General features: G+C 43.1%; 15 protein-coding genes. 6 read left to right on the plus strand and 9 right to left on the minus strand.

The genetic code is table 11. The features are described from left to right. Window positions 1-4811, plus strand: a 4811-nt coding sequence (locus HHO50_RS00795) for a carbohydrate-binding protein (protein ID WP_181304108.1), incomplete at its 5' end; no start/stop codon positions are given. 782 nt (window positions 4812-5593) lie between these two features. Here the strand turns inward: HHO50_RS00795 and HHO50_RS00800 are convergent. Both HHO50_RS00800 and HHO50_RS00805 read right to left on the minus strand, forming a co-directional pair. Further along, window positions 5594-7267, minus strand: a complete 1674-nt coding sequence (locus HHO50_RS00800; protein WP_181304109.1) for a glycosyltransferase family 39 protein — start codon at window positions 7265-7267, stop codon at window positions 5594-5596. A gap of 329 nt (window positions 7268-7596) precedes the next feature. Then, window positions 7597-9159: a glycosyltransferase family 39 protein gene (locus HHO50_RS00805; protein ID WP_181304110.1), complete on the minus strand. Its 1563-nt coding sequence runs from the start codon at window positions 9157-9159 to the stop codon at window positions 7597-7599. Between the two features lie 1034 nt (window positions 9160-10193). Between HHO50_RS00805 and HHO50_RS00810 the strand changes: the two genes are divergently transcribed. The 5 genes from HHO50_RS00810 (at window position 10194) to HHO50_RS00830 (ending at window position 16074) form a co-directional block, all read left to right on the plus strand. Further along, window positions 10194-10904 (plus strand): HAD family hydrolase, encoded by a 711-nt coding sequence (locus HHO50_RS00810; RefSeq protein ID WP_181304111.1) that lies wholly within the window; start codon window positions 10194-10196, stop codon window positions 10902-10904. 456 nt (window positions 10905-11360) lie between these two features. Next, complete coding sequence (locus tag HHO50_RS00815; protein ID WP_181304112.1) at window positions 11361-12380, plus strand: UbiA family prenyltransferase; 1020 nt, start codon at window positions 11361-11363, stop codon at window positions 12378-12380. A gap of 69 nt (window positions 12381-12449) precedes the next feature. Then, a complete protein-coding gene (locus HHO50_RS00820) occupies window positions 12450-13889 on the plus strand; it encodes a GMC oxidoreductase (protein ID WP_181304113.1) in 1440 nt (479 codons plus the stop codon). Window positions 13890-13980: 91 nt separating this feature from the next. Next, the gene (locus HHO50_RS00825; RefSeq protein WP_181304114.1) at window positions 13981-14412 is read left to right on the plus strand and encodes a hypothetical protein; all 432 of its coding nucleotides are present in this window, start codon (window positions 13981-13983) and stop codon (window positions 14410-14412) included. Window positions 14413-14583: 171 nt separating this feature from the next. Further along, window positions 14584-16074 (plus strand): hypothetical protein, encoded by a 1491-nt coding sequence (locus tag HHO50_RS00830; RefSeq protein WP_181304115.1) that lies wholly within the window; start codon window positions 14584-14586, stop codon window positions 16072-16074. A 535-nt stretch (window positions 16075-16609) separates the two neighbouring features. On the opposite strand, the gene HHO50_RS00835 is transcribed toward HHO50_RS00830, so the two are convergent. The 7 genes from HHO50_RS00835 to HHO50_RS00865 form a co-directional block, all read right to left on the minus strand. Continuing rightward, window positions 16610-17005, minus strand: a complete 396-nt coding sequence (locus HHO50_RS00835) for a GtrA family protein (protein WP_181304116.1) — start codon at window positions 17003-17005, stop codon at window positions 16610-16612. Between the two features lie 612 nt (window positions 17006-17617). Beyond that, entirely contained in the window at window positions 17618-18514 is an 897-nt protein-coding gene (locus HHO50_RS00840; protein ID WP_181304117.1) for a glycosyltransferase family 8 protein, read from the minus strand. Between the two features lie 185 nt (window positions 18515-18699). Further along, window positions 18700-19914: a glycosyltransferase gene (locus tag HHO50_RS00845; RefSeq protein WP_181304118.1), complete on the minus strand. Its 1215-nt coding sequence runs from the start codon at window positions 19912-19914 to the stop codon at window positions 18700-18702. A gap of 90 nt (window positions 19915-20004) precedes the next feature. Continuing rightward, window positions 20005-20847 carry a hypothetical protein gene (locus HHO50_RS00850; RefSeq protein ID WP_255478541.1) on the minus strand — a complete coding sequence of 281 codons (843 nt, stop codon included), beginning with the start codon at window positions 20845-20847 and terminating at the stop codon, window positions 20005-20007. A 202-nt stretch (window positions 20848-21049) separates the two neighbouring features. Next, entirely contained in the window at window positions 21050-22486 is a 1437-nt protein-coding gene (locus tag HHO50_RS00855; RefSeq protein WP_181304120.1) for an MOP flippase family protein, read from the minus strand. 51 nt (window positions 22487-22537) lie between these two features. Then, window positions 22538-23320, minus strand: a complete 783-nt coding sequence (locus tag HHO50_RS00860; protein ID WP_181304121.1) for a glycosyltransferase family 2 protein — start codon at window positions 23318-23320, stop codon at window positions 22538-22540. Between the two features lie 162 nt (window positions 23321-23482). Then, window positions 23483-24281: glycosyltransferase (locus tag HHO50_RS00865; protein ID WP_255478542.1), on the minus strand; the 799-nt coding region annotated here is incomplete at its 5' end.

The following is a 24281-nucleotide window of genomic DNA, read 5'->3' on the forward strand; positions in this document are numbered from 1 at the left end:
TCTCGGCCGGAACCGCCACCATCACCGCCTCACAGCCCGCGACCAACGGCTTCGCAGCACCCGCGCCTGTCGCCAGGACTTTGACCGTGGCACCAAGACCAATTCCTATCTCCCAATTCCAAGCGCTTCCAGGGTTACTTCAGGCAGAGGCATATTCAGCCATGTCTGGCATGCAGAAAGAAAATACAGGAGATACGGGCGGGGGCCAGAACATGGGCTACGTAGACACGGGTGATTGGCTGGACTACCGCGTGAAGGTGGCTGCAGCGGGCACTTACAACATCAATTTCAGGGTAGCTGCTCCTACTGGCGGCAGCTCCATTGAGGTCAGAGATGCCTCTGGCCATGTACTGGGCTCTGCACAGGTGCCTAACACGGCCGGTTGGCAAACCTACACTACGGTCAAAGCTTCTGTAAGCCTTAGTTCAGGGGAGCAGACACTTCGCATTTATGCCAAAAAAGGAGGATGGAACCTCAACTGGTTTGAGGTGACTACCAACGGCAATAACCTGGCGCAGGCGGTCATTACTTTCAACGCCCTACCCAACAAAACGGTGGGCGATGCTCCATTTGACCTCGTAGCTTCCAGCACCAACACCCAGGCACCCATCTCCTTCTCCTCCTCCAACCCGGCCGTGGTGTCGGTCTCAAACGCCTCAGGGAAATGGAGAGCCACAGTGGTAAGCACAGGAACCGCCAACATCACCGCCTCTCAGATTGCCAGTGCAGGATACACCGCCGCTACCAGCGTCACCCAGTCACTGACAGTAACGTCACCTTTTAACCAGGAGCCAGTGCTCGCTGGCAGAATCACTATACAGGTTAAGTTTGCCTCTACCCCTCGTTCTGCCAGTGCTTCGTTCGCTGATATGAAGTACAACAAGTCTGTAGGCTTCCTATTTGTGAAAGATGATGCGCACCCTGGTGACTACAACCTTGTTTACAAAGTTCTGAACGGTGGAACCGCCATTGACGGGAAAACCTATCCTAAAATCACCTATACAGATGGTGCCGGCAACCCGGTTGGTTACAAGGCGAGTTTTGCTATCAATGGCAGAGGAGATGAACCTGGCTCTGCTTATACCCAATACCCGCAATACACTGAAATGATCAACAACGGGTTTGACGTAATGAACCACACCCGTAGCCATGGCGGATATCACAGATACAAAGAGATTAAAGAGCTGGAAAAAGAAATTTTCCTGAATACCGGCTACAGAACCAGAACCGGTGTAATCCCAACAGCTGACGAAGGATTCGTGTCTTCCTGGATTCAGGAGGGCTACAAATTCATTGGTAGCACTTTTGGGGTAGCCGCTTCACGGGATGGTTATGATGCTTATGTGAGCTGGAATGACAGGGCGATCATCAAATCTATGAACCCCAATTACCTTTTGGTATCACGCTTCAATTTGGACGGCATGTGGAAAGCCGACCTTGGTAGCGCAGACACATGGGTAGACAAAATCTTTGCCGCCTCTAAAGATGAAAACAAGATCATAGCCCATGCCTTTTCCCATGGCCCTGGAGGAGCAGCAGAGGTGCAGTATTTCCAGCAATTCATCCATTACATAAAGAATCACCCCTCTAACAATGACCGGGCCTGGATAGCCGGTGCCCAAGAATTTGCAGAGTATTATGAGACCAAAGAAAACGTGGTAAAATCTGAGGTACTCACCGGAAACACGTTAACTATTACCTTGGACTTGTCTAAAATCTCTGCTAAAAACAGATTAAGAGATATGTCTTTAATAGTGAACAGTGATGCCCCCATCAGCAGTATCACTGCTACCGGGGCAGATAGTTACTCCTATAATCTTAGCACCAAATTGGTGAACGTGTTTAAGAAAAATACTAATGTATCATCTCCTTTCAATGACCCTACTCCGCCGCAGATTACTTCTATAACGGCTAAGGGCAAAAAGTTAGCTATTACCTATGACAAGGCCGTGACCCAATCAGGCACAGCTGGGTATGAGGTAGGGGGAAATAAAATCACCGGCATTACTGGGGGTGGCACTGAATGGACGCTTACTTTACAAGACAAATGGGAAGCTGCGCAGAAGCTTTCCTACAGAATGCACCTAGGTAACGCCGCCGGAAATGGCTTGAAAGTAACCTCCTACATTGAGCACCCCATTACGCCGGGAAGCGCAAGCGAAGAAGGCCCTGTTGAGTTATTGCAACCAGTAATTACCTTTAATGCCTTAGCTGACAAAAAACTGGGAGATGCCCCGTTTGAATTAACCGCTACCAGCACCAATACTGCTACCCCAGTCACCTTCTCCTCCTCAAACTCTGCGGTTATTTCCGTTTCAAACACAAATGGAAAATGGTTTGCCAAAGTGGTAGGTGCGGGCACTGCGAATATCACTGCCTCACAGGCGGCGAGTGAAACGTACAAGGCGGCCGCCAATGTGGTAAAAAGCCAGGTAGTAACTTCTGGTGCAATAGCTACGCCACCCCATAACAGAGATGAGGATCCAGCCTTGAGAAATGGCAATGAAGCTAACCGGGTAACTGGTATTGTGCCTATAGAGAAGTATGATGTGTACAACCTAAACAATACCCGTTATTTAGATGCACTGGTAGACGGAACGACCAATCCAGCGGAATATGGTTATGGAATGTTACTGGATGTTGCCGAAACCTATTTTGATGTAAGGGATTATCACGTTAAACTTTCCCAACTGAGAATCGCCAACCACAGCTACGGCGATTACGGAGTAGATGCAGAGTGGTATTATGTTCCAAAAGGAAAATTCCCTAAAGACAGAGTACTGCTTGGCAAACACAGAGGAAGACCTTTCAATGGCTATTCTAACTTCCCTGAGGTTCCATTTGAAGAAGAGGTAGAAATCAGCTGGATTATCAGAAAAGGCCCTACGTACCTTCCTAAGGAAGTTTTCATTGCTGGTTCTTACATTCCTAAGCCCGCCAAGGTGTATGAAGAAAGAGCTAAAAAACCATTCGCCAACCACTTAGGACAAAATAGCTTTGTTTGGGACTTTACCAACCCTACCTCTCAGCACACGGTTGTTCCGGCTAAACTAGAGGCTGCAAAGACGTTCTTAGGAGGCTTCCGGTTCTACATGGACGCGACTACTTTTGAAGCGAACCGCGAGGTGTACACCTTCAACCCAACCTCCTCTGGCTGGTGGGATTATGATGTGTTATTCTCCACTTTGAAAGAAAACAACCTGCCGGCACTTGCTTGCATAAGAGGTCAATCTGGCCCAATGCTGCGCTCTTACCCTGAGCAAGAGCGTGACATGGAGAAAGTACCGGTCTATTATAAGAGCAACTTTGAAGACCCGGCTTCTTACAAGGAGAACGCCCAGCTGGGGTTTCAAACGGCAGCCCGTTACGGATCTGGTTTAAGCGCTGACGGTACAGACAGAACAGAGTATTTACGCTCTAAGTCTAAGGTGCAGACCACCAAGTTCACGAACAGTTCAGGAGAGAACTTCTCCTCTATCAATGAGGTGAAGGTTGGGTTAGGAACCTTAACCTACATCCAACATGACAATGAACGTGACAAATGGTGGAAAGGAAGACAAGGCTACCAGACAGGCCGGGAGTACGCGGCTAATATGAGTGCTTTCTATGATGGCCACAAAGGAGCTTTGGGGCCAGGAGTAGGGGTGAAAGATGCTGACCCTAACATGAAAGTTGCCACCACCGGCATTGCCCTGGCCAACACTTATTTCTATCAGGGAATGCTGGATTGGTGCAGAGAATTCAGAGGATATAAAAAAGACAGCAACGGAAATCTTCTGTTAGATAAGAACGGAGCCGCCATTGTTGACTTCCCTGCTGATATCATAGCCTTCCATAATTACCTGAACAACGGCGGACAGCAACACAGTGGCTCCAGAGGCGTAGCGCCAGAGCTGGGCGGAATTGAAGAAATTGCGGGTCGTTTTGTGAAGTTCGCAAAGGAGAAATTACCTGGTGTAGAGCTTTGGCAGACAGAAACCGGCTATGACACCCGTTCCAGATCTTCTCAGGCAGCCCTAGCCATTGGTTCTAAAAGCCAGGACATCACCCAAGCAGACTGGAACTTGAGGATTTCTCTGATTAACTGGAAGCTAGGCATAGACAGAACCATGTATTACATGCTGTATGACACCCCCTTGAATAATGACTGGGATATCTATACGCGTTCAGGATTCTTGAACAATGACCAGACAAGACGTCCTTCGGCCGATTATTTCAAGCAGGCAGGCACACTACTGGGTTCATTCACTTACAATAAAACGATCAACTCTGATCCGTATATTATTGAAGGGGTAAATGGCTCTGAGAAGATATACGCTTGCTGGATTCCTGATGAAGTAGGCAGAACCAGCACGTACCAATTAAACCTGGGCAATGCTGAGTATGCGTACATCTACACTCCCAAAGCAGGCAGCGATGAGATGGGCATGCAGAGAGTAAAGACACAAGGTGGCAAAGTGACCATCACAGTCACCGAAACGCCTATATTTGTTAAGACCTCAGAATTTATAGCGAAGTCTACTTCTAAAACAGCAAAAATTGAGGAGACTTTAGGTTCTGTTAAACTGTACCCAAATCCTACGGCTGAGTCTATCAACATAGAGTTACAGAGTGAGGATGTGAGCAACAAAGTAGAAGTGAGGATTTCCAACATGACCTCTGGAAGACTTCACCAAACTTTTGACTTTGAGAAGAATACGCCTTCTTTCCATCAAAAACTGGATTTAACCTCATTACCCGCAGGCGGTTATGTGATTGAGATTATCCAGGGGGAAAGAAAGGATGTGAAGAAGTTCTTCAAAGTACAGTAATCATTCTAAGCTTTTAGCAAGTAGTTAGCTTCTTTAGAAGTTACTAACTATTCCTTAGGGATTGAGCCTACAAAGGCTCAATCCCTTTTTTTATGATTCGCTCTTTAAAGGGATTCGTAGGTGCATGCCTAGCGCTGTTCCCTTGGCTTGTCCGCTTGGTGCGTGGGTTATGAGCAGGTGCACGCAATCTGCTGTTCCCTTGGCTTGTCCGCTCCCTGCGTAGGTGTAGGTGCTGTATTGTTTCATCTCTGGCGGTATGCGCTCACGGCCGCGAGGCCCCGTCTTCCCCTCTCCCACTGCCCTTTCGGCCTGGGAGGTCTGTCTCTCTTAGCTGATGTCTATTCAGGGCCAAAAACGAGGCGCGCTCCGAGAAAACTGGAAATGGGGAAGCAGAAGTAACGGAGCAAAAGCCGTGATGAGAACCCGTAGAGACCAGGCACTGCCCTGTCTCTTACAGACATTCCTATTCCTCTGCAAAGGCGTATTTCCCTCCTCAGAGGGGTAGGGGGGGGCTATTCCTTTCGTAATGCCACCAACTCAAAAGACCTCGTAGTGCGCACAGTTCCTACGAGCGTCTGCGACAATGCCGTTTCTGGCCCGTTTTCCGTAAAACAGCCCAAAATGCATCATAGGGGCTGGGAAGCAGGTTCTGACTCTCCACCCCTCCTAATGCGCACTAATCAATTAATAGCGTTTTAGGGCTGATTTCTTCAAAACGGCCCTAAAACAGAGATTCCCACATCATTATACACTACTTCAGTTCAACCTTTATAGCTGCATAACTAATTCTGCGGGGCCAAATCATAAATGGATACCACTGCTCCAACAGCATCAAACCCGTTGCTTAATTTATTTCCCATCCTAACAAAGGCGGGCTCCAGAATTTTACCGGGGGTAGAATGGTGGAAGTACCAGTCTGGCTGGCCTACAAATTCTCCAATGTCGCTTCTGATGTTTACGTTATATAAATAGAATAGCCTTGCGTGGCCTTTTAGCTTTTGGAGATCTGGAGCAAGGTTTTGGAGGTATTCCTTGTGGTTAGCTGAAATCTTTTTTACGTCTGTTCCCCTTACTGCCGTGAATTTCAGATTGTATGCATCTTTGTAGTAGGCATAGGCTTGCCACATATTCCAGTAGACATAAACCACATCACCTTCTTTATAATTGTCGTTGATGAAAAGCAAAGCCTCCCGGTTTGCCTCGCTCCTGAGGAAATACCGTGGATTAACAACTTCCCAGGTGGCGTTCCAGACGGCAGGTACCAGCAGCAAACCAATGAGAAGCGGCTTAACCTTTACCCTGGCAGAGAGAAAAGAACTTAGTGCTTGCGCCCCGTAACAAGTAAGCAAGATGAACATAGGGAATAGAAACAGAATAAACCGCTCATGGAAAGGGTACAGTTTCAAACCAGATGCAACAAGGGCCAGCAAGATGGGGAATCCCAACACATTGAACCTTAGACTACTCTTTTTGAGCAACAGGATAGCCCCTGCTACCATCAGCAAGAATGGCAACACCCTCAAATGTTCAATCAAGTACGTGTAAGGCCAATGTAGATGAAGGGCATTTTGCCCCATGGGGTATTTTAACACGGAAATCGCTTTCTCTGGAAACCACTTTATGTCAGCGGCCGAGGAAGGCGGAAACGGCAGAAAGGCGTTGTAGTAGTTTTCAAAAAAATGGATAAGCCAAGCCGAGTCGTTGAACTTACTCATGAAAACAAGGTAGATGATGCCAAAACTGCAAAGCCATATACCAAAGGCACCCGCGTATTTGAACAGCTTCCCCCACTCTTTTCTTAGCAGTTCATTCAGGCAAACAGCGAAGGCAATTCCTGCCAGCACAAAAATCACTGAGTAAGAAAACCAGGGCAATATGGCTCCCGCCGCTGCCCACTTTAGAAGGGAAGCCGTATTTGTATGGGCATGATAACGCAGGTAAAAAAACAAGGCCAAAATGGAAGCGAATAACTCTGCGCTATACTGCTTCGCCTCTACGGAGTGGTAAACCACCGGGGTAGCCAATGCCATCATTGCCAACGCCAGAAGCCCAGCCCACGGTTTGAGAAAATGACGGGCAACAGGCACGAAGAAAAACAAAGAAGCAATTCCGGCAAGAAGAGAGAATAGACGAAGCGCCATCTCGCCCTTCCCGAAAACAGTAACCGAAAGTTTTACGGCCCACAAGAACCCGAGGGGCCCTTTTTGCTCATAGGCCAATGGCTGGGTAGCCAACTCCCAAAAACCCATTTTGATCAGACTGACCGCCAGGTACAATTCATCCAGCCATAAAGAACGGTTATCAAAGTAATGGAACAGCCTGATGGCAATACCAGCAGTTATGATGAACCCGGTAAGAAATGAAACAAGCTTCTTTGAATGAATGCCCCTGGAAAACAAGATAGGTTTATGATCTTTAGCGATAACGGGAGAAGCTACTTTGTAGAAAAGAAACATAAAACACCCTACTGTTAGGTCAACATTAAATTGAATGGCGGCTATTTATAATAGCCGATGTTAGAGCCAGTTTCACTCTGCGCTGCAAACCCCAAATTTAAACAAGCTCTAAGAGACGTTGTGTTTTAGGGCTGTTTTCGGAAAAACGCAATAGAATCTGGTAGAACAGGTTAGCCGTGTGTTCCTGCTTCTTTCTTCTATCTCTCCCCCGCTGCTTTACTCCTAGTGAACATTATTCAATTGACGCCCCACATGATTCCTTAGGCTGCGGAGGAAAGGCTCTTCGGCTCTGTAGTTGTTCTCAAAAAAGCAGGCATAAGGCAGGATGCTTACTGCGCCTTTACCTCAAACAAGCTCGCCTTTAGTTCATAGGTCTCAAACGAATAGATCTCCTTCCCTATCTCTGAAAACTTCTTTTGCAGACGCTGTTTACCTAGCACTTCCTTCACGTACCAACTGGGGTGCATCTCAAAGTCACCTATATTCATACTCAGCCTTTTGCTATAGAAGACCCAAACTCTTTTCGTCTTTTTAAGGCTATTCAGTTCTGTCGTCAACTTATTCAGGTAATCAGAGGCACTTATAGAGGCCTTCCTGAAATCGCTTCCTTCAATAGCCTTGTAGTTGAATGCGTGAATGTCACTGTAAAACCGGTAAGGAGTTAACATGTTCCAATAAACATACACTTGATCATCCTTCCGGAAGTGTTTGTTTATACCAAGCAAGGCCTCTCTGTAAAATGACTTTTTGTAATCTCCAAAACTACGTGGTTCCATCACCTGGCTTGCCGATGCCCAGAAAGGAGCCGCCAAAACCAGCATCGCCAGGAAAAACGCAACTCTGCGATTTATCCATTGAGAATAAGCAGCGAGGCGTTCACAGCCCAGAGCAACAATCAGGATTAACAAAGGAGCCAGGAATACAGTTAAGCGCTCCCAAATAGGATAGAGTTCAAGGGCCGAGGCCACCATTAACAGCAGAAAAGGAAGCACTAACACCAACAGAAACTTTTTGTCTCTTTTCAAAAACAGCAAGAGGCCCATTAGGGTACATGCCACAGCAAAGATTGGTCGTCTCAAGAGATAACGAAGCACACCGTTCTCAATCTCTGAGACGTCCCACAGCAGTCCCAAGGGATAATGCAGCAACCTTGTCCCCAAGTTCTTAATGGGCCAAGCCAGATCACCCAAAGAAGTAGGCGGAACGGGCATAAAAGCCCCCCTGACTCTAAAATAATGAAGCAACCATTCTGCCTCTGCTAACCTGGCGGTAAACCCAAAGTAGTTTACGGCAAAACTGACAAGCCACAGGCCAAAAGGAATGACCAATAGGAACACAGTTACCCACTCTTTTCTAAGGAGGTGATAGATGGTGATACCCATGGCCATGCCCGCCAGAATAAAGATAGAGGTATAGGAAAACCAGATAATAACAGATCCCCACACACCCCACATCACCAATGATGCGATGTCTCTCTTTTTATGGTAACGCGTGTATAAATACAAACACAAGATACTAGCCAGCAACTCTGTACTATATTGCTTTATTTCCACCCCGTGGTAAATCAAAGGGGGGGCCAATGCGAGAATACCAATGGCAACGGCCACCCCCAGGGGCTTCAGAAAATAACGGACAACGGGCAGGAACATAAACAATGACAAAATCCCGCACAATAAGGGAAACAACCGAAGCGACATTTCACTTGTTCCAAAAAGCAGAACTGCCAATTTACACATCCACAGAAATCCTATAGGGGCTTTCTGTTCATATTCCAGATCAGAGAAGGTCAGTTGCTGCAAATCCATTTTCACCAGGCTGGCAGCAAGGTATATTTCATCCAGCCACAAAGATCTGTTGTCAAAGTAATGGAATAGCCTGAAGAATATGCCCAATGCTATAAGTACCCAAGTCACCTTTACCCACCCAAACCTAACTTTAGTTGAGGTGCTTGAAGCAGACACCTCTTTTTGAAGAAGTACAGGGGCAGCTTTATAGTATATTTCCATACAATGGGGGTAATTCTCTCTTATAGCTTACTTATGAAACTACTTCCTTAGCAAAGTAGCTTATTGAATTTATTAAAACTTACTAATTGAGCCTAACCATACAGCAGATTAACATTTCCTATCCGCAGTTCCAGCAAACAATATTCATTAGTCAAAAACAATACCAAAACTTTTATAATTGCTCTAGAATATTTTCAATTACAGCATCTCAACTATAATTTTATCACTACGAAATATAAAATAGTAAGTTTATTGCTACCTTAGCCCTTTCAGCCAAACGGCTCTGGATCAACTTAAAAACAAGTAGATCTAATTTCCATGTTTAACGCCATGCGGCCAAGAAAAGGCATTTAAGCCTTCTTTTAGCTAAAACACCCCAGAAACATAGCTTTTGAATTTATATAAACCAGCAGCATGCTTCGCGACTACCACTAAGAAGCAAGATACGCATGCCTGCATAAGGCCGGACATATACCCTGGATCAAATCTTTTATTTTACCGTTGGCTTAGGTCTTCATGATTTGGCCACTTGCTTGACTTGAGTCAAGCAAGTGGCCAAATCATGAGCTAACATGGCTACCCTGGAGTAAAACCCAATAGCCTGGTTCATGAAAGTATAATTTAAAGCAAAGATATACAATCTGTTACACCAAAATCATTATACCACTGAAACCATATATAGCTAAATACGTTTGTGAGCTGAATTCTGTAAACTAGGGTTAAAACACAAATGGCAGTCATTTATGGCAGGGGCAATAAACAAGTAGCCTCCTCTGTTTTATGCCTAAATTAGGCAAAGCAGGCCCAAAACAAATCCATAAGTTTTCTCTTAAATAAATAGTTAGCACCCCAAAAAACATATATAATCATTTAGCCTTTATTTAAATTTATCACCATCACAAAACCCACTATATACCTTTATGAATCAAGAATTTACAATAGATTGGCAAAAAACAAAAGCAGTAATCTTTGATGTAGACGGCACCTTATATGCTCAATCTATTCTAAGAAAAAAAATGTTGTTTTCATTGATAAGCCACTATGCAACAAAACCTTGGCTATGGAAAGACATTTTAATACTGCATCATTTCAGGGCTGAGCGGGAAAAGAAAGCAGGTATAACCAGTAGGAATTTAGAGGCTGCTCAGTATGAGTGGTGCGCAGCAAAGGGCAACTTCCCTATTCCCAGGATCAGAAAAGTAATTGACCACTGGATGTTTAAATTCCCAAACAAATATCTGCCAGCATGCATGTACCCAGGAGTTCAATCCTTTTTCAAGGCCCTCACAAGCAAAGGCATAAAGATTGGAATCTATTCTGATTACAAGGCAATTGACAAATTAGAAGCCATGGGCCTTCACGCCGACATAGTGGTAAGTTCTACTGATACCGAGATAGATTTCCTGAAACCCCACCCCAGAGGATTATTGTATATAGCCGAAAAACTTGGTTTAGAGCCAAAAGATTGCCTGTTTATTGGAGATCGTCAGGAACTGGATGGAGAGTGCGCCATTAAAGCGAATATGCCTTACCTTATTGTGGAGAAGAAACCTTTCAAGGAATTCGATTTTTACAGTAACCTGCAACAGCAATTAGCTAATTACAAGAAGATTAAACATCAGACTGCCTAACAAGGGTTTTACTCTTCAGGGCTACTTAGTGATAGGTAAGCTTTACATGTAGGTAGTAAATTCCACGTATGACGACTGCTACTCAAACACGCACTTTTATAAAAGAGTGAAATAATCGCTTATTTATTTATAGAAGTGCAAAATGAAACTGGGACTGTTTTATCTCACCCCAAACAAAACGAAGCATTTCCATATTGGGACTACAAGATTCAATTTGGGAAAGACTTCCTCTTCTCAGCCCTGGTCTTTCATTCAACTTACACCATTGTTCTGATGCTTTCCAAACAGAAAACCTATCTGCTTTCATTTAAAACAAAACTTATAAAAAATATAAAGCTGGCACGGTTTTCAACTGTATGCATAGGTTCAGATATGATATATTTCTGATAAATTAGGATGAACAACCTTATTTCTTCAAACAAGGATAAACTTATACCAAACAAAAACCATTCACCAATGAGATCAACAGTTACTTTTCCAGATTCTCCGCAGCAGGAGGCAGTACTTAGACCAGCTGGTTTTAAAGAATATGTGGCAATTGCCCGGCCAGACCATTGGTTTAAGAATATCTTCATGTTACCAGGCATGCTATTCGCCTTCATGGTGTATAACACCTCCCTAGACTTTGACTTGTTGTTTAGAATAGTAGTAGGTATTGTAAGCACCTGCCTTATTGCATCGGCCAATTACACCATCAACGAATACCTTGATGCAGAATTTGACCGTTTTCACCCAGAGAAGAAAAAAAGATCTGCGGTAGTTACGGTTCTTAGCCCGGTGGTAGTCTATAGTGAATACCTTGCCTTAGCAGCACTAGGCCTTGGCCTGTCTTATTTTATCTCTATGCAGTTTCTTGCCCTAGAGGCCTTCCTGCTCTTTATGGGTATTATGTACAATGTAAGACCGTTCCGCACAAAAGAGCGGGTTTACCTGGATGTGTTATCTGAATCAGTGAACAACCCCATCAGACTTGCCTTAGGTTGGTTCATCTTTGTTCCTGCGGCCCTGTTACCGGCTAGTCTGTTAGATCCAGCCTGGGCTTTCATTCCGCCCAGCAGCATTATTCTGGCTTATTGGATGGGCGGTGCCTTCTTGATGGCCACAAAAAGATTTGCTGAATACCGCTATATCAACAACCCAGAACTGGCGGGCCTATACCGCAAATCTTTTAAAAAATACACAGAAAACAGCCTTCTCATATCTATGTTCTTCTATGCCATAACCTCGGCATTCTTCCTAGGCATCTTTTTGATAAAGAACAAGGTAGAGCTTTTAATCAGCTTCCCATTCTTCGCCCTGTTGTTTGCCTGGTATTTAGGCATAGGGCTACGGAAAGATTCAGTAGTTCAAGGCCCAGAGAAGCTTCACAAAGAAACATCCTTCATGGTGTATGTAGTATTATTTACCGTGCTGCTCATGGCCTTGGTATACATAGATATCCCTTCCCTGAACTGGTTCCTCAAGCAGTCTTTCTAACCACAGGCAGCGGTAACATTTCACTCAACATAAATTTACACAGCATAGTTATTAAGTTTTCTCGTGCTAATGAAACATACGTCTTATGATCTGGTGGTGATAGGCACTGGTTTCGCATCCACTTTCTTTCTGCATAAGTACTTAAGCAAAGCTTCTGCTTCTCAGGCCAAAGTACTTGTGTTAGAGAAAGGGCATCTTTATCCGCATGCAGAACGGGTAAAAGAGAAAAGAGGGGAAGACACACCTTATGCTTCGCTTAACCCCGCCTCACAAGATACCTTTGACAACCACAATGAGAAGAAAGGCTGGGTTTTCACGCAGGGTTTTGGAGGCAGTTCCAACTGCTGGTATGGCTGTACCCCACGTTTCATGCCGTCTGATTTCAGGATGCAATCTTTGTATGGCATTGGAAATGACTGGCCGTTGCAGTACAATGATTTGGAGCCCTACTATGAACAGGTAGAGGAGATCATGTCCATTTCAGGGCCTGCTATGACGCCGTTCCCCAAGAAAGCTTCTTATCCTCTCCCACCGCATTCATTTTCTACGGTAGATAAGATTTTACACCAAGAATATGGCCACCTATACATCAACCAGCCCACTGCCCGAGCCAGCGTTGCCGTAAACGGCAGAAATGCCTGTTGTGCCAGTACGGTATGCCATGTCTGCCCGGTAAATGCCAAGTTCACCATTGAGAACTCCAGTATGGGCGTTTATGAAGACCCCCGGGTTGAGTTGTTGTATGGAGCACAAGTATATAGTTTGGATCTGGAGCAAGATGTGGCCCGAAAGGCTAATTTCCTCAAAGACGGCAAGGAATACCATGTAGCGGCCGAGGTCATTGCCTTGGGAACGAATGCCATGTTTAACGCCAACATTCTTTTGAACTCCGGAGATACGAATCCCTTCACCGGAAAAGGAATTGGAGAACAAATAGGCTTACAGGCGTCCGTTTATTTAGACAATCTGGAGAATGTGGGGGGCAGCACCTGGGTAAATGCCAACGGGTACATGTTGTATGACGGAAATCACCGGAAAGACTTCGCGGCCTGCCTGATGGAGTCAAATAACGCCCCTTACTTTAGATTAGAACGGGGAAAATGGCGCCAGATCGCCAACTTCCGGATGGTTTTTGAAGACTTGCCAGAAGCCCATAATTTCGTTTCTACCACTGCAGACAGAATGAAGCCGGCTGTGCACTTCAAAGGCCCATCTGACTATGCGTTGAGAGGCATAGAAAACATGAAAGCTAAATTACCCAGCCTTCTTTCTCGCTTACCGGTAGAGAAAATTGAATATGCGGCGCCTTATGAGTCTGAAGCACATATACTAGGTTCTACCAGAATGAGCAAAACCGCGGCAGAGGGGGTCATTGACAGCCACTTGCTTCACCACCAGTACCGTAATTTGTTTGTGCTAGGGAGTGGCAGCTTTACCACGTATACTCCGGCCAACCCAACACTTACGTTATCTGCTTTGTCCCTTTACGCCGCTGACCACAGCTTTTAACATAAGAAGATACATAAAGTAGCAAAAATGCAATCCTTGCAAAGCCTAAACAGAGGCACCTTACACTAAGTATTCAAACGAACAAAGACTTATGAAGAGAAGATCCTTTCTAAGATTGACAGGCCTGACTGGAGCTGGAATGATTGCTCTCCCAAGTCTTGGCTATGTGTATACTTCTAATCAGGATGCGGCTGTTGGGGTGATTATGAATGAACTCCATTATCTAAAGTTAGATAAGAAAGGAGTAGAACAGTTTGTAAATGATTTCTTCAAGTCTCATTATATCAATGAAAGTCTACGGGCCCAAATAAACCTTAGATCTATCTATTACTTGGGGCTAGATATAAAAAAATCAGAGATGGTGACTGAATTAGTGCACAACTATCTCTTATCTACAGACTTCTTCCTAAATAAAATGGATGAAAGCAAACCTGTCAAATACCTGGGGGTAGTATATACTCCGTATGCCAAGCCGTGCTCAAACCCATTCTCCTCTTTATATTATCCGCAAGAATCGATTTAGATCTCTGATACTCAATAAGGAAGGTTTGACTGAATAAGCACAAAGATACTTAAAGGTTGAAAAGGTTCTTGGCCAGAAAACTGAGAACAAGAGCATCTCATTCCGCTTTGCATCATAAGATTTCAGGTACAACAACAAAGTTCATTATTGAGCCTTAACAACGACTACTATATGGGTATTCCTTTACTTTCCTTCAAACAGGCCTTTACCGCCCAAGATATTAATTACTATAGTTTCCTGAAGGAGACCGCCTCACCCGAGAAGTATGCCTCCTCCCAGCTGAAGTACAAGATCTTCTGCTGCCTGTGGGCCATTGCCTCCATCTTCCACATGGCTAATTTCAACGGCTTCTCCATCAACCTCACCTTTTTCCTGCTCACCACGGCGGCCATCGCCCTCATTGCCAAACCTTCCTCTACCGTCCGGCTGCTCATCTTCATCTCCCTGCAGATGTACCAGGCGGCCACCGACCTGCCTAGAATAAGTAACCACTGGATTCTATTTACGTTCGTGAACTTCACGATCATACAATCCTATGTTTATCTTATCATTAAACGCAAAAGCTTTTACATTGATAAAGTAGAGTTGCTGAACACCTTTGCTCCACTGGTAAGGATGGAGCTTATTGTCCTCTATATCTTTGCGGTTTTTCATAAACTGAACGCTGGGTTCTTTGATACTGATGCCAGTTGCGCCGTGCAGTTCCTAATGTTGCAGAACAACTACTACAACATCTTGCCCTCCAGCAAAACGCTGCTGGCACTCAACATCTACTTTACCCTTCTTGTAGAAACGCTTATTCCACTATTAATCTGTTTTAGAAAAACCCGTTATATAGGCATTCTCCTGGGCCTGGTGTTCCACTGCGTGTTGGCTTATAACCCACTAAACGGCTTTTATGACTTCTCTGCCACCGTTTTCGCGCTTTACTTCCTGTTTACTAGCACCAGCTTCAGCAACAAGATCCACTCCCTCTACCAGAAGGCGCTCCAGCGCAAGTCGGTTTTAAAGAAGCGATTGCTGCAATTCAATCTAGTAAACTTCGCCCTTTTTTCCCTTTCCATCTTGTTTTTACTCTTCCTGATCAACATTTACACAAGAGTGTTTCAAGATTACTTCCGTCACGTCCTTTGGACGGGGTACAGCGTATCATTCATTGTCATCTTCATGCTATCAATGAGAACCAAGGATAAAAGCGACAACACCCGCACGTTCTCTTTCGCCCACTACTCCCTGCTCTTATTCCCAATATTGGTATTCCTCAACGGACTCTGCCCCTACCTGGGTTTAAAGACGGAGTCATCTTACGCCATGTTCTCCAACCTGCGGACCGAAGGAGGCGTGACAAACCATTACATAGTACCTACTAGCACACAGATATTTGATTATCAAAAAGATGTGGTTGAGATTGTGGCTTCCTCAGATCCATATCTGCTGAGTCTTGCCCAAAAGGGCAAGCTGCTCGTATTCTTTGAGTTCCGAAAGCATGTTAAGAAGAACTTGCCCGCCAGCATCACCTACATCAGAAATGGCCAGAGGAAAACTTTTGAATCCAGCAAGGCATCTGCCACTGATGAACTACTCCAAGGATCTTATGTTTTAGATAAAGTATTACGTTTCAGAACCTTTTACAAAGATGGAGTGCAGGAATGTACTCATTAAGTCCAATGAGCAATTCCACAAAAAAGACTACGCTTTATTGGCGTAGTCTTTTTTGTTTGTAGGCATCTCAAAATGCTTCCTAGTGAAGAACCCGTTTAAAGTTTTCCATGTTATTACCGGCGCAAACGTTTGTCAGGGCCTTGGTCTGTGGAAATCTCTCTTTCAAAGCTGTTTTTCTGAAATAAGACGTTTTCGGCAGAGGAACTGCCTGAAAAATAGGCTTCTAAGAACGAACCTTGTGTTGGAGCCCCACTGATGCGTTTGGGGCTGTTTTGCGGAAAACAGGTCATAAACGCGGAACCGGTGAGGTCCCCAAGACCTCACCGGTATAGAATCAACTGGCGCAAGACTGCGGCCTCGTGACCGAGAAGGGAGCGAGTCTCCAAACTCTCTAGAAACCACCAGTGGGATCGCGTAACAGCAGTAATAACTCTAAACAGGTTCAAAGGTAAACTTTCGTTATAGGCTTCTTTTCTGGAAAGCAGCCCCAAAACAACTATGAAGCGACAATGGGCTCCAGGCAGGGTATTCTACCTCACCCTCCAAAAACAATCTTTTTCTTTGAAATGAAGTTGAAAACAGAAACCAGAATTATAGCAAGTAACTTCCCAAGTAATGGATCCATTTGCCATTGCTCCACAAATAGAATGATCAATCCTATATTCAGAAACAAACCAATTAGAGAAAGAATAACAAAAGAAGTAAACTCATATTTAAACGAGTATTTACTACTACTAAAAACCCATCTCTTTGTAATAAAATAGTTAATAACTATAGCTAACGTTGTAGAAACAATATTAGACAGCAGGTAGTTAAAGTGAAAATACTTAACCAAAAGGGCATAAAGAATAAAATCACAACCGGCACAAAATGCCCCAACAATCACGAAACGAACGATTTGAAGAATTTCCTTTACATTGAATGCTTTCAAAATCAAGATATTTAAACTAAAATATGAACAACACAACCGCAAGCAACATAACTATACATCACTAATGCTGTACCCTTCACAGCTTAGATGATGCGGCAAGAGACACAACTAAACAGCCCAGAAAGAGGAATTTTATGTAAACAGAGGACAGAAACAACGCTATACATAAGAAGGCAGAATCCTTACTACTCTTTCTCTGATAAAACCCGAGAAGCAAGCTCTTACGCCCAGTTACGAACGACAGGCAACCTCAAGCAAAAGCCAGAAAGGGCAATCAAAGCATCAACGGCATACCTCCTTTATAAAGGGTACGTTAAGCAGTTCTGCATAGCATCTAAATAACTTAGTTATATTCTGCTTAGTGGATAAACCACGCACACAGCTGCTATAACTCTAATTCCATCTATAAACCTAAATCGCAAAGGAAATAATTTACCATTTTCCTCCATAATACCAACCATTTACAACAGCAACAATTAGCTATTATTCAGAACAATCATTACGATTATTTTAAAAGAGAATAAACCAAATAAACAAGACTCTCATTTAAGCTTGAGTAATTAATTCACAAAAGTAAACGCTACTACAATTATCTTAAAAAGATGAATGCAATTAATTATTAACCACATTGATTACATTCATCTTTTTAAGATAATTGTTCATCTTCTTAAGATATCTTCTAGTCTCTCCTAAAGGTTTGAAGTCAGACCATTTAGTTAATTTTAGATATTTATAAAAGGTTTTCTTATATTCTTCCTTAAAATAGTAAGACTTATAGATTGGCTTTCTTCCGGTAAAATGTATTAGGAATGGCTCGGGCCCATCTTGATACGCAAAACAGTTCCATAAGGGATTCAACTCTAGCCAAGTATCAGCCAATACAACGTTCAACCCATACTGATCTGGAAAATGAGCATATTCTCTATTGGACTTTATGCATTTAATTACCTTTGCCGTAATGTTATTCTCCCGCCATTTCTTTAAATCAATTATTAAGAGACCTGTATTGAAATACTTAGTATCTGCTTGCAAGCCAAACTCTTTATAGTTATCAACACCGCCCCATCTACTTACAATCTTCACCCAATGGTCTTGCACTGCCGCAACTGTGTTGCCCCTCAACTCTTGTTCCCAAAGGATACTGATATCACGTTGAACAATGATATCTACATCTAAATAAATTATCTTTTCAATATGCTGGGGCAAAAAGTAAGCAATGAAAAGACGCATGTAGATATTCAAAGGATAGGAGCTACTATCAACCGGTAGCTTTACATCAACGGGAGCGCATTCATCCATTTTAATGAAATGCAAAGTAGTCATAGACTCATTAATTGAATCTAGCAGCTTCCTTTTGCTTTGCACACTAACAGAATCTTCAACAATATAGAAGAGCAACTTCTCACCAGATGTGTGGTTCACTTCTATAGATTTTATCAAAGCAGCTAAATGAACAAAATAGTGATCATCACACACACACACTATTGTAATGGTACTGGCTACTTCCATAAACTATTCGGCCGCATGCGTATTAACAAAACCAAAATAAGTTAATAAGGTCTCTGGGAACAAACTCACATGGTGAGTAGATAAACAACTTTGTGGAATAAATCTCACTTATTTAAGACAATCATGAATTAAAAGATTTCAACTGTTTGACCGCTGTTATTCAGAAAAGCCCGTACCTCTGATAATTAACTTGCCTCAACTTCATCAATAATACGCCAGAATTGATGCACCCTTGCTTCCCAAGTATTCGTTTGGGCTTTTTCTATACGCTTTTCTACAAGCTCCAATGAGTCCTCCTGTAGGGCTTTATCAATCATAGAAATGAATTGGGTTTCATTCTCGGCAATATATGCTACATCAGCAAAGTCTTTTATATCATCAGAAAAGGCTGTGGAGATGACGGGCTTTCCTGAGGTCAAATATTCATTTACTTTGAGAGGGTAGATACTTTTAGTGAGCAAGCTGTACTCAAACGGAATGAGAAGGCAGTCACTATGTTGCAAATACGCAGGTAAATCATTAATATCCTTTGCACCTGTAAAAACAACATTTGGTAATTGATCTAGCCCTGACTTTTTAAAGTCATCTGTACTTACAGGGCCAACCATCATCAGGATTTTATCATGATGTATTTTGGCCGCCTCAATTAACAAAGGATAATTTATTCTGGTACCTATATTTCCAGTGTACGTTATTACTTTTTTGGAAACCCCTACTAACTCTTTGGGTTTATTAAGCTTTTCGCTTACAGCCCGTTGAAAAAGGGAAAAGTCAGCAGCATTGGGTATACAATAGACTTTGTCTGAATATTTAGACATGCTCTTACTCAACTCCCTGGAGGTGGCAAGGGTTATATCAGCACTTCTGGCCTGCTCCTTTTCCAATCGAATCCCATGTCTGGCGATATAGGTCTCTTGACTGATATCATCTATTGTTTGGTAAACTTTGATTTTGGGCTTTATGTCTTCCGGAAAGCTCGCAAAGAAGAACGGGTCATACGAGTTAAAGAAAACATATTCTTTTATATTATAATCTTTCACTAACTCTCTAATAGTAGAATAAACTATCTTGTCATTTAGTTTAGAAAGATAGTCATATACTGCCCCTTCCTTCAACCAGTTGATTGGCAAAGTTAGTTTTGGGGTGACCACAACTAGCTTGTCTGAAGTGCCCTCAATCTTCCGGTATTTGTTTTTACCATACAACAAGGCTCCTTTACGGGATTTAATCATATCGCCATTTGAGTACTCTGACAGGAACTCTTTTATTGAAATGGGATGATCAATATAAAATACTCTGTTACTTTTAGCAAACTCCTTAGCGAAACTGTAGCCAACAGAAGAATATGGATTATCCCACCTAGAGGTGCTAACTAATATAATATCGTAATTTTTGTTCATTTATGTTTTAATTAAATGAAGGGAGGTAAATAGGAGATGAGATCTAATTTAAAACCGATTTCATGCCAGTTCTTCATTTCTGGCACGAAATCAGTAATTCTCATACACATGCTCTAAGACTTCATTTGCATCTCTGGCATGTAGAATTTTAGCGCCTGAAAGTTTAGGCATTATAGTTGAATATTCATCAAATAAGATTTCCATACCCCAGTTAGGATTCGATAGAATTATATTTGTTCCTTCAAAGCAACTCGCAAGGATAGCTGTCCCCCCATGAATGGATATAAAACGATCACAGTTTGCATAAACCATTAGCTGCAGGTGGTTAAAATTGTTAACCACGCTGCCCTTGTGCTGGGCATATAAATCATTCATTAGAATAACATCTGGGTGGTTCTCTTTTAGCCAGGGATATTCTTTTAAATCCAGAATATCACTATTATCTAGAACAATCTGGGTAGACAATGGCCTGTTATAGATGATCTGGTATTTTTCTTTGTATTTGGTAATGATCTTATCTAAGGTTGGAATATCCAAGAAATTGATAGGTGGATGATCCCACTCTATGTTATATTTATTGGCGATAACTAAAATGGGTTTATCAAATTTGAATACCTCGTTTGCATAATGAGCTTTATATGGCACTGGTGCCCACTTTTGATAGCTAAAAGTGAAACTATGCGTCATATTTGGGACATCATAATGCATATATGTCTCATTCCAAATGCGCTTATCATACTTTTCTTCATGGTTCTTGCTAAAGAAGTAAAGCTCTTTCGTATCTTTTGAAGAAATGGTTTTGTCTAACGTACCATTTAAGAAATGCCAATAAGCAAAGGGCAGAACATATCTCAATTCTTGATCAAACTCACCTCTATAACTTATTACTTTATAGTTCTTTTTCTGAAAATAATCTTTAAACAGAAATTTCATCTGGGCTAATCTACAAAAATAATTATCCCGCATGAAATACCGCATATCATCTCTGAGTTTAGGATACTTGATCAGAGCAACAAGGTATAGAGATCTAAGGACTAACCTTTTCATAATTTATAACAATATACTAATTCTACTTGCCTGAATGTCAAAGCACTAGAATTAAGAACTAATAGAAACGTGTATCGCGAGCAAATTCTTAAACCAGCTTTCTTAATGCTTTAAGTTCATCAAGAGAAAATCTGAAGGTAAGTGTTAAACCCACATAAACAAGCCCCCCAATTGCTATCTCTGCAATAGCATTCGCTAAGCCTTGATACCCAACTATAGATTTATACAAGAATACCATACCAACCAATAATAAGCAGTACACAATGGGCTTTAAGATAATCTTACCAAACTCCCTCAAAAAGCTGCCTATTAAGTAATGAACTATGCCAAAATTCAAGACAAAGTTAATGACCGTAGCTATCAGAAAAGCTACTGCTATTCCGGTCACCCCCCAGTATTGACCCATAAAATACACCAAAGGCATTTTGACAATGAGGGTGATTAGATTTAAGTAAAAGAGCAGATTAGGCTTACCTTTTGTATAAGCCAACGTAAACAATGGATGGCTCAAACAATAGAAAGCACTTACAAATACAAATATCTTTATCAGATAGATAGTTGGCTCCCAACCGGGGCCGTAAATTAAGGGCACAATGCTGTCAGCAGTAATGTATAGACCTGCCAGCAATGGAAAGTTAACATAGCTAATTAAATCTAAAATCTTAAGATAAGATTTCTTTAATTCTGATGCATTCTGTTTCATTTTCGCTATTACAGGATAAGCGACTTGTAAAACAATTGGATTTAGCTTTGTTATAGGAAAAATTGCTAATTGATATGCTATTGTATAGTAACCTAGCATCTCAACTCCCAATACTCCACCAATGGCTATATTATCTAAATTCCCCTGGAAGAAACTAAAGACCCCATCTCCTACATTATACATACCAAACTTCAAGTGGTCTTTTACTTTGTTTAAATTAAAGTATAGAGACGGCAAAAAGAATTTTTTCCCGAAAGCAACCTGCAAGATTGATTTAATAGCCTGCATTCCTAATTGTCCATAAATTAAGGAAAGCTCTTCAAACCCCATGTAAGCAAGCGTAATAGTAATAAAAGCGCCAAACAGGCCTCCTACAATATCCACGATTGCCACTGATTTAAACAACAACTCCTTTTGCAGCAGAATGGAATAAATTTGCCCTATATAGACAATAAGAAAGTAGAAAGAGGACACCCTTAACACCCCTTGTAACCTTGGCTCATTGTAAAAATCTACAACTAAAAAAGAGCTTAAATTGATAACCAAGAATATAACAATACCTAATACAATATTTAACACATAAATACTTGACAATACATTTCTATCGCCCTCCTGTTTATGAATGATTGAGTTTGAAAACCCCAGGTTAGCGAAAATATTGAAAAAGTTAATAATTAATGTACTTATACTAACGACCCCAAAAGCTAAGGGATCTAAAAGCCTGGCTAAAACGGCAATCTGAACAAACTGCAACAATGTTGTAATTACAGTTGAAATAGTCACCCACTTCCCCCCATTGATTGCTTTCTTTTTACTATCCATTTATTAATATATTACGGCAAAATCTTTTAAAAACCTTAACAAGATCACCACTTACCTAGCCACATGAATATCATAATTGTATTTTATCTGTCTGTACACATCTCTAATAATAGAAATAAACAAACTATCACTTTGCCGCCATTTACTCCTTTGAACTGTACTAGGTTCTTCTTCAGGGTTAATTTGATCTAACAAACTTTTATACTCCTCATAGAAAAGAGCCTTCCCCTGTTTCTTCAGAAAAGCAACGCACATCAAATATTCGGTCTTATCCGATTTTGTTCTTTCCTCATATCTCCCAAACCTATGCAGGAAATCACTTCTCCTCAAGTGAGGGTGGTCCGTATAGGCATAGATCTTCCTATAGTTGGTATACCAGGGTTTGTAGAGTTTCTCAGAGAAGCCCTTCTTATAGGGCCTGAGGTAAGGGTAAGCGAAGTAGGCGTAGAAGGTGATCAGGTCCCACTGCCGCTCCTGCCGCATGATCTCCACGGCGTCCCGGAAGTGCTCGGGGAAGGCCGCCGTGGGCACGAAGTCCTCCTGCACGTAGAGCGTGAGGGGCGTGCTCACCGCGTCCTGCCCCTTGTTGATGTTGTTGCCCAGCCCCCGGTTCTCGGGGGTGGTCACCAGCCGGAACCCGTACCGGCCCTGCAGCGCCCTGACGGCCGACAGATGCTCGGGCCTGCTCCCGTCGTCCGAGACCACGATGTCCCCGAAGGAGCAGCCCCGCTCCCGGCAGGAACCCAGCAGCCGCTCAAGGGAGCCGCTGCGGTTGTAGTGCGTGACCAGCAACGTGACATCTGGAAAATAATAGGGGGCGTTTGAGTAAGTCATATTTAAAGTTTGATGGAAAGCAACCAGGCACAGCATAATCAATTTTCCACCATTTGATTTTCAGTTTATAAAAGTAAAATCCTCCCTTTCACATTCCTGTAGGCTGGCTCTATTGAGGCTACCTGTTTCACTTCTTAGAATGTTGTTCAACAGAAGCTGCTCTTACCCTGTATGGTCAATCCTGTTTGTGAATAACAGCCTAAAGTTAAGGTTCATGAACTTGTACTTCAAATACATCCATCTAAGGAAGAGCACAGCTACATGTTTCTGTTCTTTCCAGCTCTTCCTGAAAGTAGCTGTACTTGGTTCTTCACTGGTGTTTTTCTGGATAAACAAACTATGACAATCATCAAAGAGTAATCCTTTCCCATTGTTCTTGATGAAAGAAAGGCTCATGGTAAGTTCCGTCACATCTCCATTCTTCCCTTCCACATACCTCCCAAACCTATGCAGGAAATCACTTCTCCTCAAGTGAGGGTGGTCTCCGTAGTAGTAAAACTTCAAATAGTTGGTATACCAGGGTTTGTAGAGTTTCTCAGAGAAGCCCTTCTTATAGGGCCTGAGGTAAGGGTAAGCGAAGTAGGCGTAGAAGGTGATCAGGTCCCACTGCCGCTCCTGCCGCATGATCTCCACGGCGTCCCGGAAGTGCTCGGGGAAGGCCGCCGTGGGCACGAAGTCCTCCTGCACGTAGAGCGTGAGGGGCGTGCTCACCGCGTCCTGCCCCTTGTTGATGTTGTTGCCCAGCCCCCGGTTCTCGGGGGTGGTCACCAGCCGGAACCCGTACCGGCCCTGCAGCGCCCTGACGGCCGACAGATGCTCGGGCCTGCTCCCGTCGTCCGAGACCACGATGTCCCCGAAGGAGCAGCCCCGCTCCCGGCAGGAACCCAGCAGCCGCTCAAGGGAGCCGCTGCGGTTGTAGTGCGTGACCAGCAACGTGACATCTGGAAAATAATAGGGGGCG

Origin of the sequence: Rufibacter sp. XAAS-G3-1 (assembly GCF_013623775.1) — a bacterium.
In the GTDB taxonomy this organism is placed as follows: Bacteria; Bacteroidota; Bacteroidia; order Cytophagales; family Hymenobacteraceae; genus Nibribacter.

Bases quoted from the DNA above. Each gene is read 5' to 3' on its own strand.
- HHO50_RS00800 (WP_181304109.1), bottom strand. From the start codon at position 7,267: ATGTTTCTTTTCTACAAAGTAGCTTCTCCCGTTATCGCTAAAGATCAT.
- HHO50_RS00810 (WP_181304111.1), top strand. From the start codon at position 10,194: ATGAATCAAGAATTTACAATAGATTGGCAAAAAACAAAAGCAGTAATC.
- HHO50_RS00815 (WP_181304112.1), top strand. From the start codon at position 11,361: ATGAGATCAACAGTTACTTTTCCAGATTCTCCGCAGCAGGAGGCAGTA.
- HHO50_RS00820 (WP_181304113.1), top strand. From the start codon at position 12,450: ATGAAACATACGTCTTATGATCTGGTGGTGATAGGCACTGGTTTCGCA.
- HHO50_RS00825 (WP_181304114.1), top strand. From the start codon at position 13,981: ATGAAGAGAAGATCCTTTCTAAGATTGACAGGCCTGACTGGAGCTGGA.
- HHO50_RS00830 (WP_181304115.1), top strand. From the start codon at position 14,584: ATGGGTATTCCTTTACTTTCCTTCAAACAGGCCTTTACCGCCCAAGAT.
- HHO50_RS00840 (WP_181304117.1), bottom strand. From the start codon at position 18,514: ATGGAAGTAGCCAGTACCATTACAATAGTGTGTGTGTGTGATGATCAC.
- HHO50_RS00845 (WP_181304118.1), bottom strand. From the start codon at position 19,914: ATGAACAAAAATTACGATATTATATTAGTTAGCACCTCTAGGTGGGAT.
- HHO50_RS00850 (WP_255478541.1), bottom strand. From the start codon at position 20,847: ATGAAATTTCTGTTTAAAGATTATTTTCAGAAAAAGAACTATAAAGTA.
- HHO50_RS00855 (WP_181304120.1), bottom strand. From the start codon at position 22,486: ATGGATAGTAAAAAGAAAGCAATCAATGGGGGGAAGTGGGTGACTATT.
- HHO50_RS00860 (WP_181304121.1), bottom strand. From the start codon at position 23,320: ATGACTTACTCAAACGCCCCCTATTATTTTCCAGATGTCACGTTGCTG.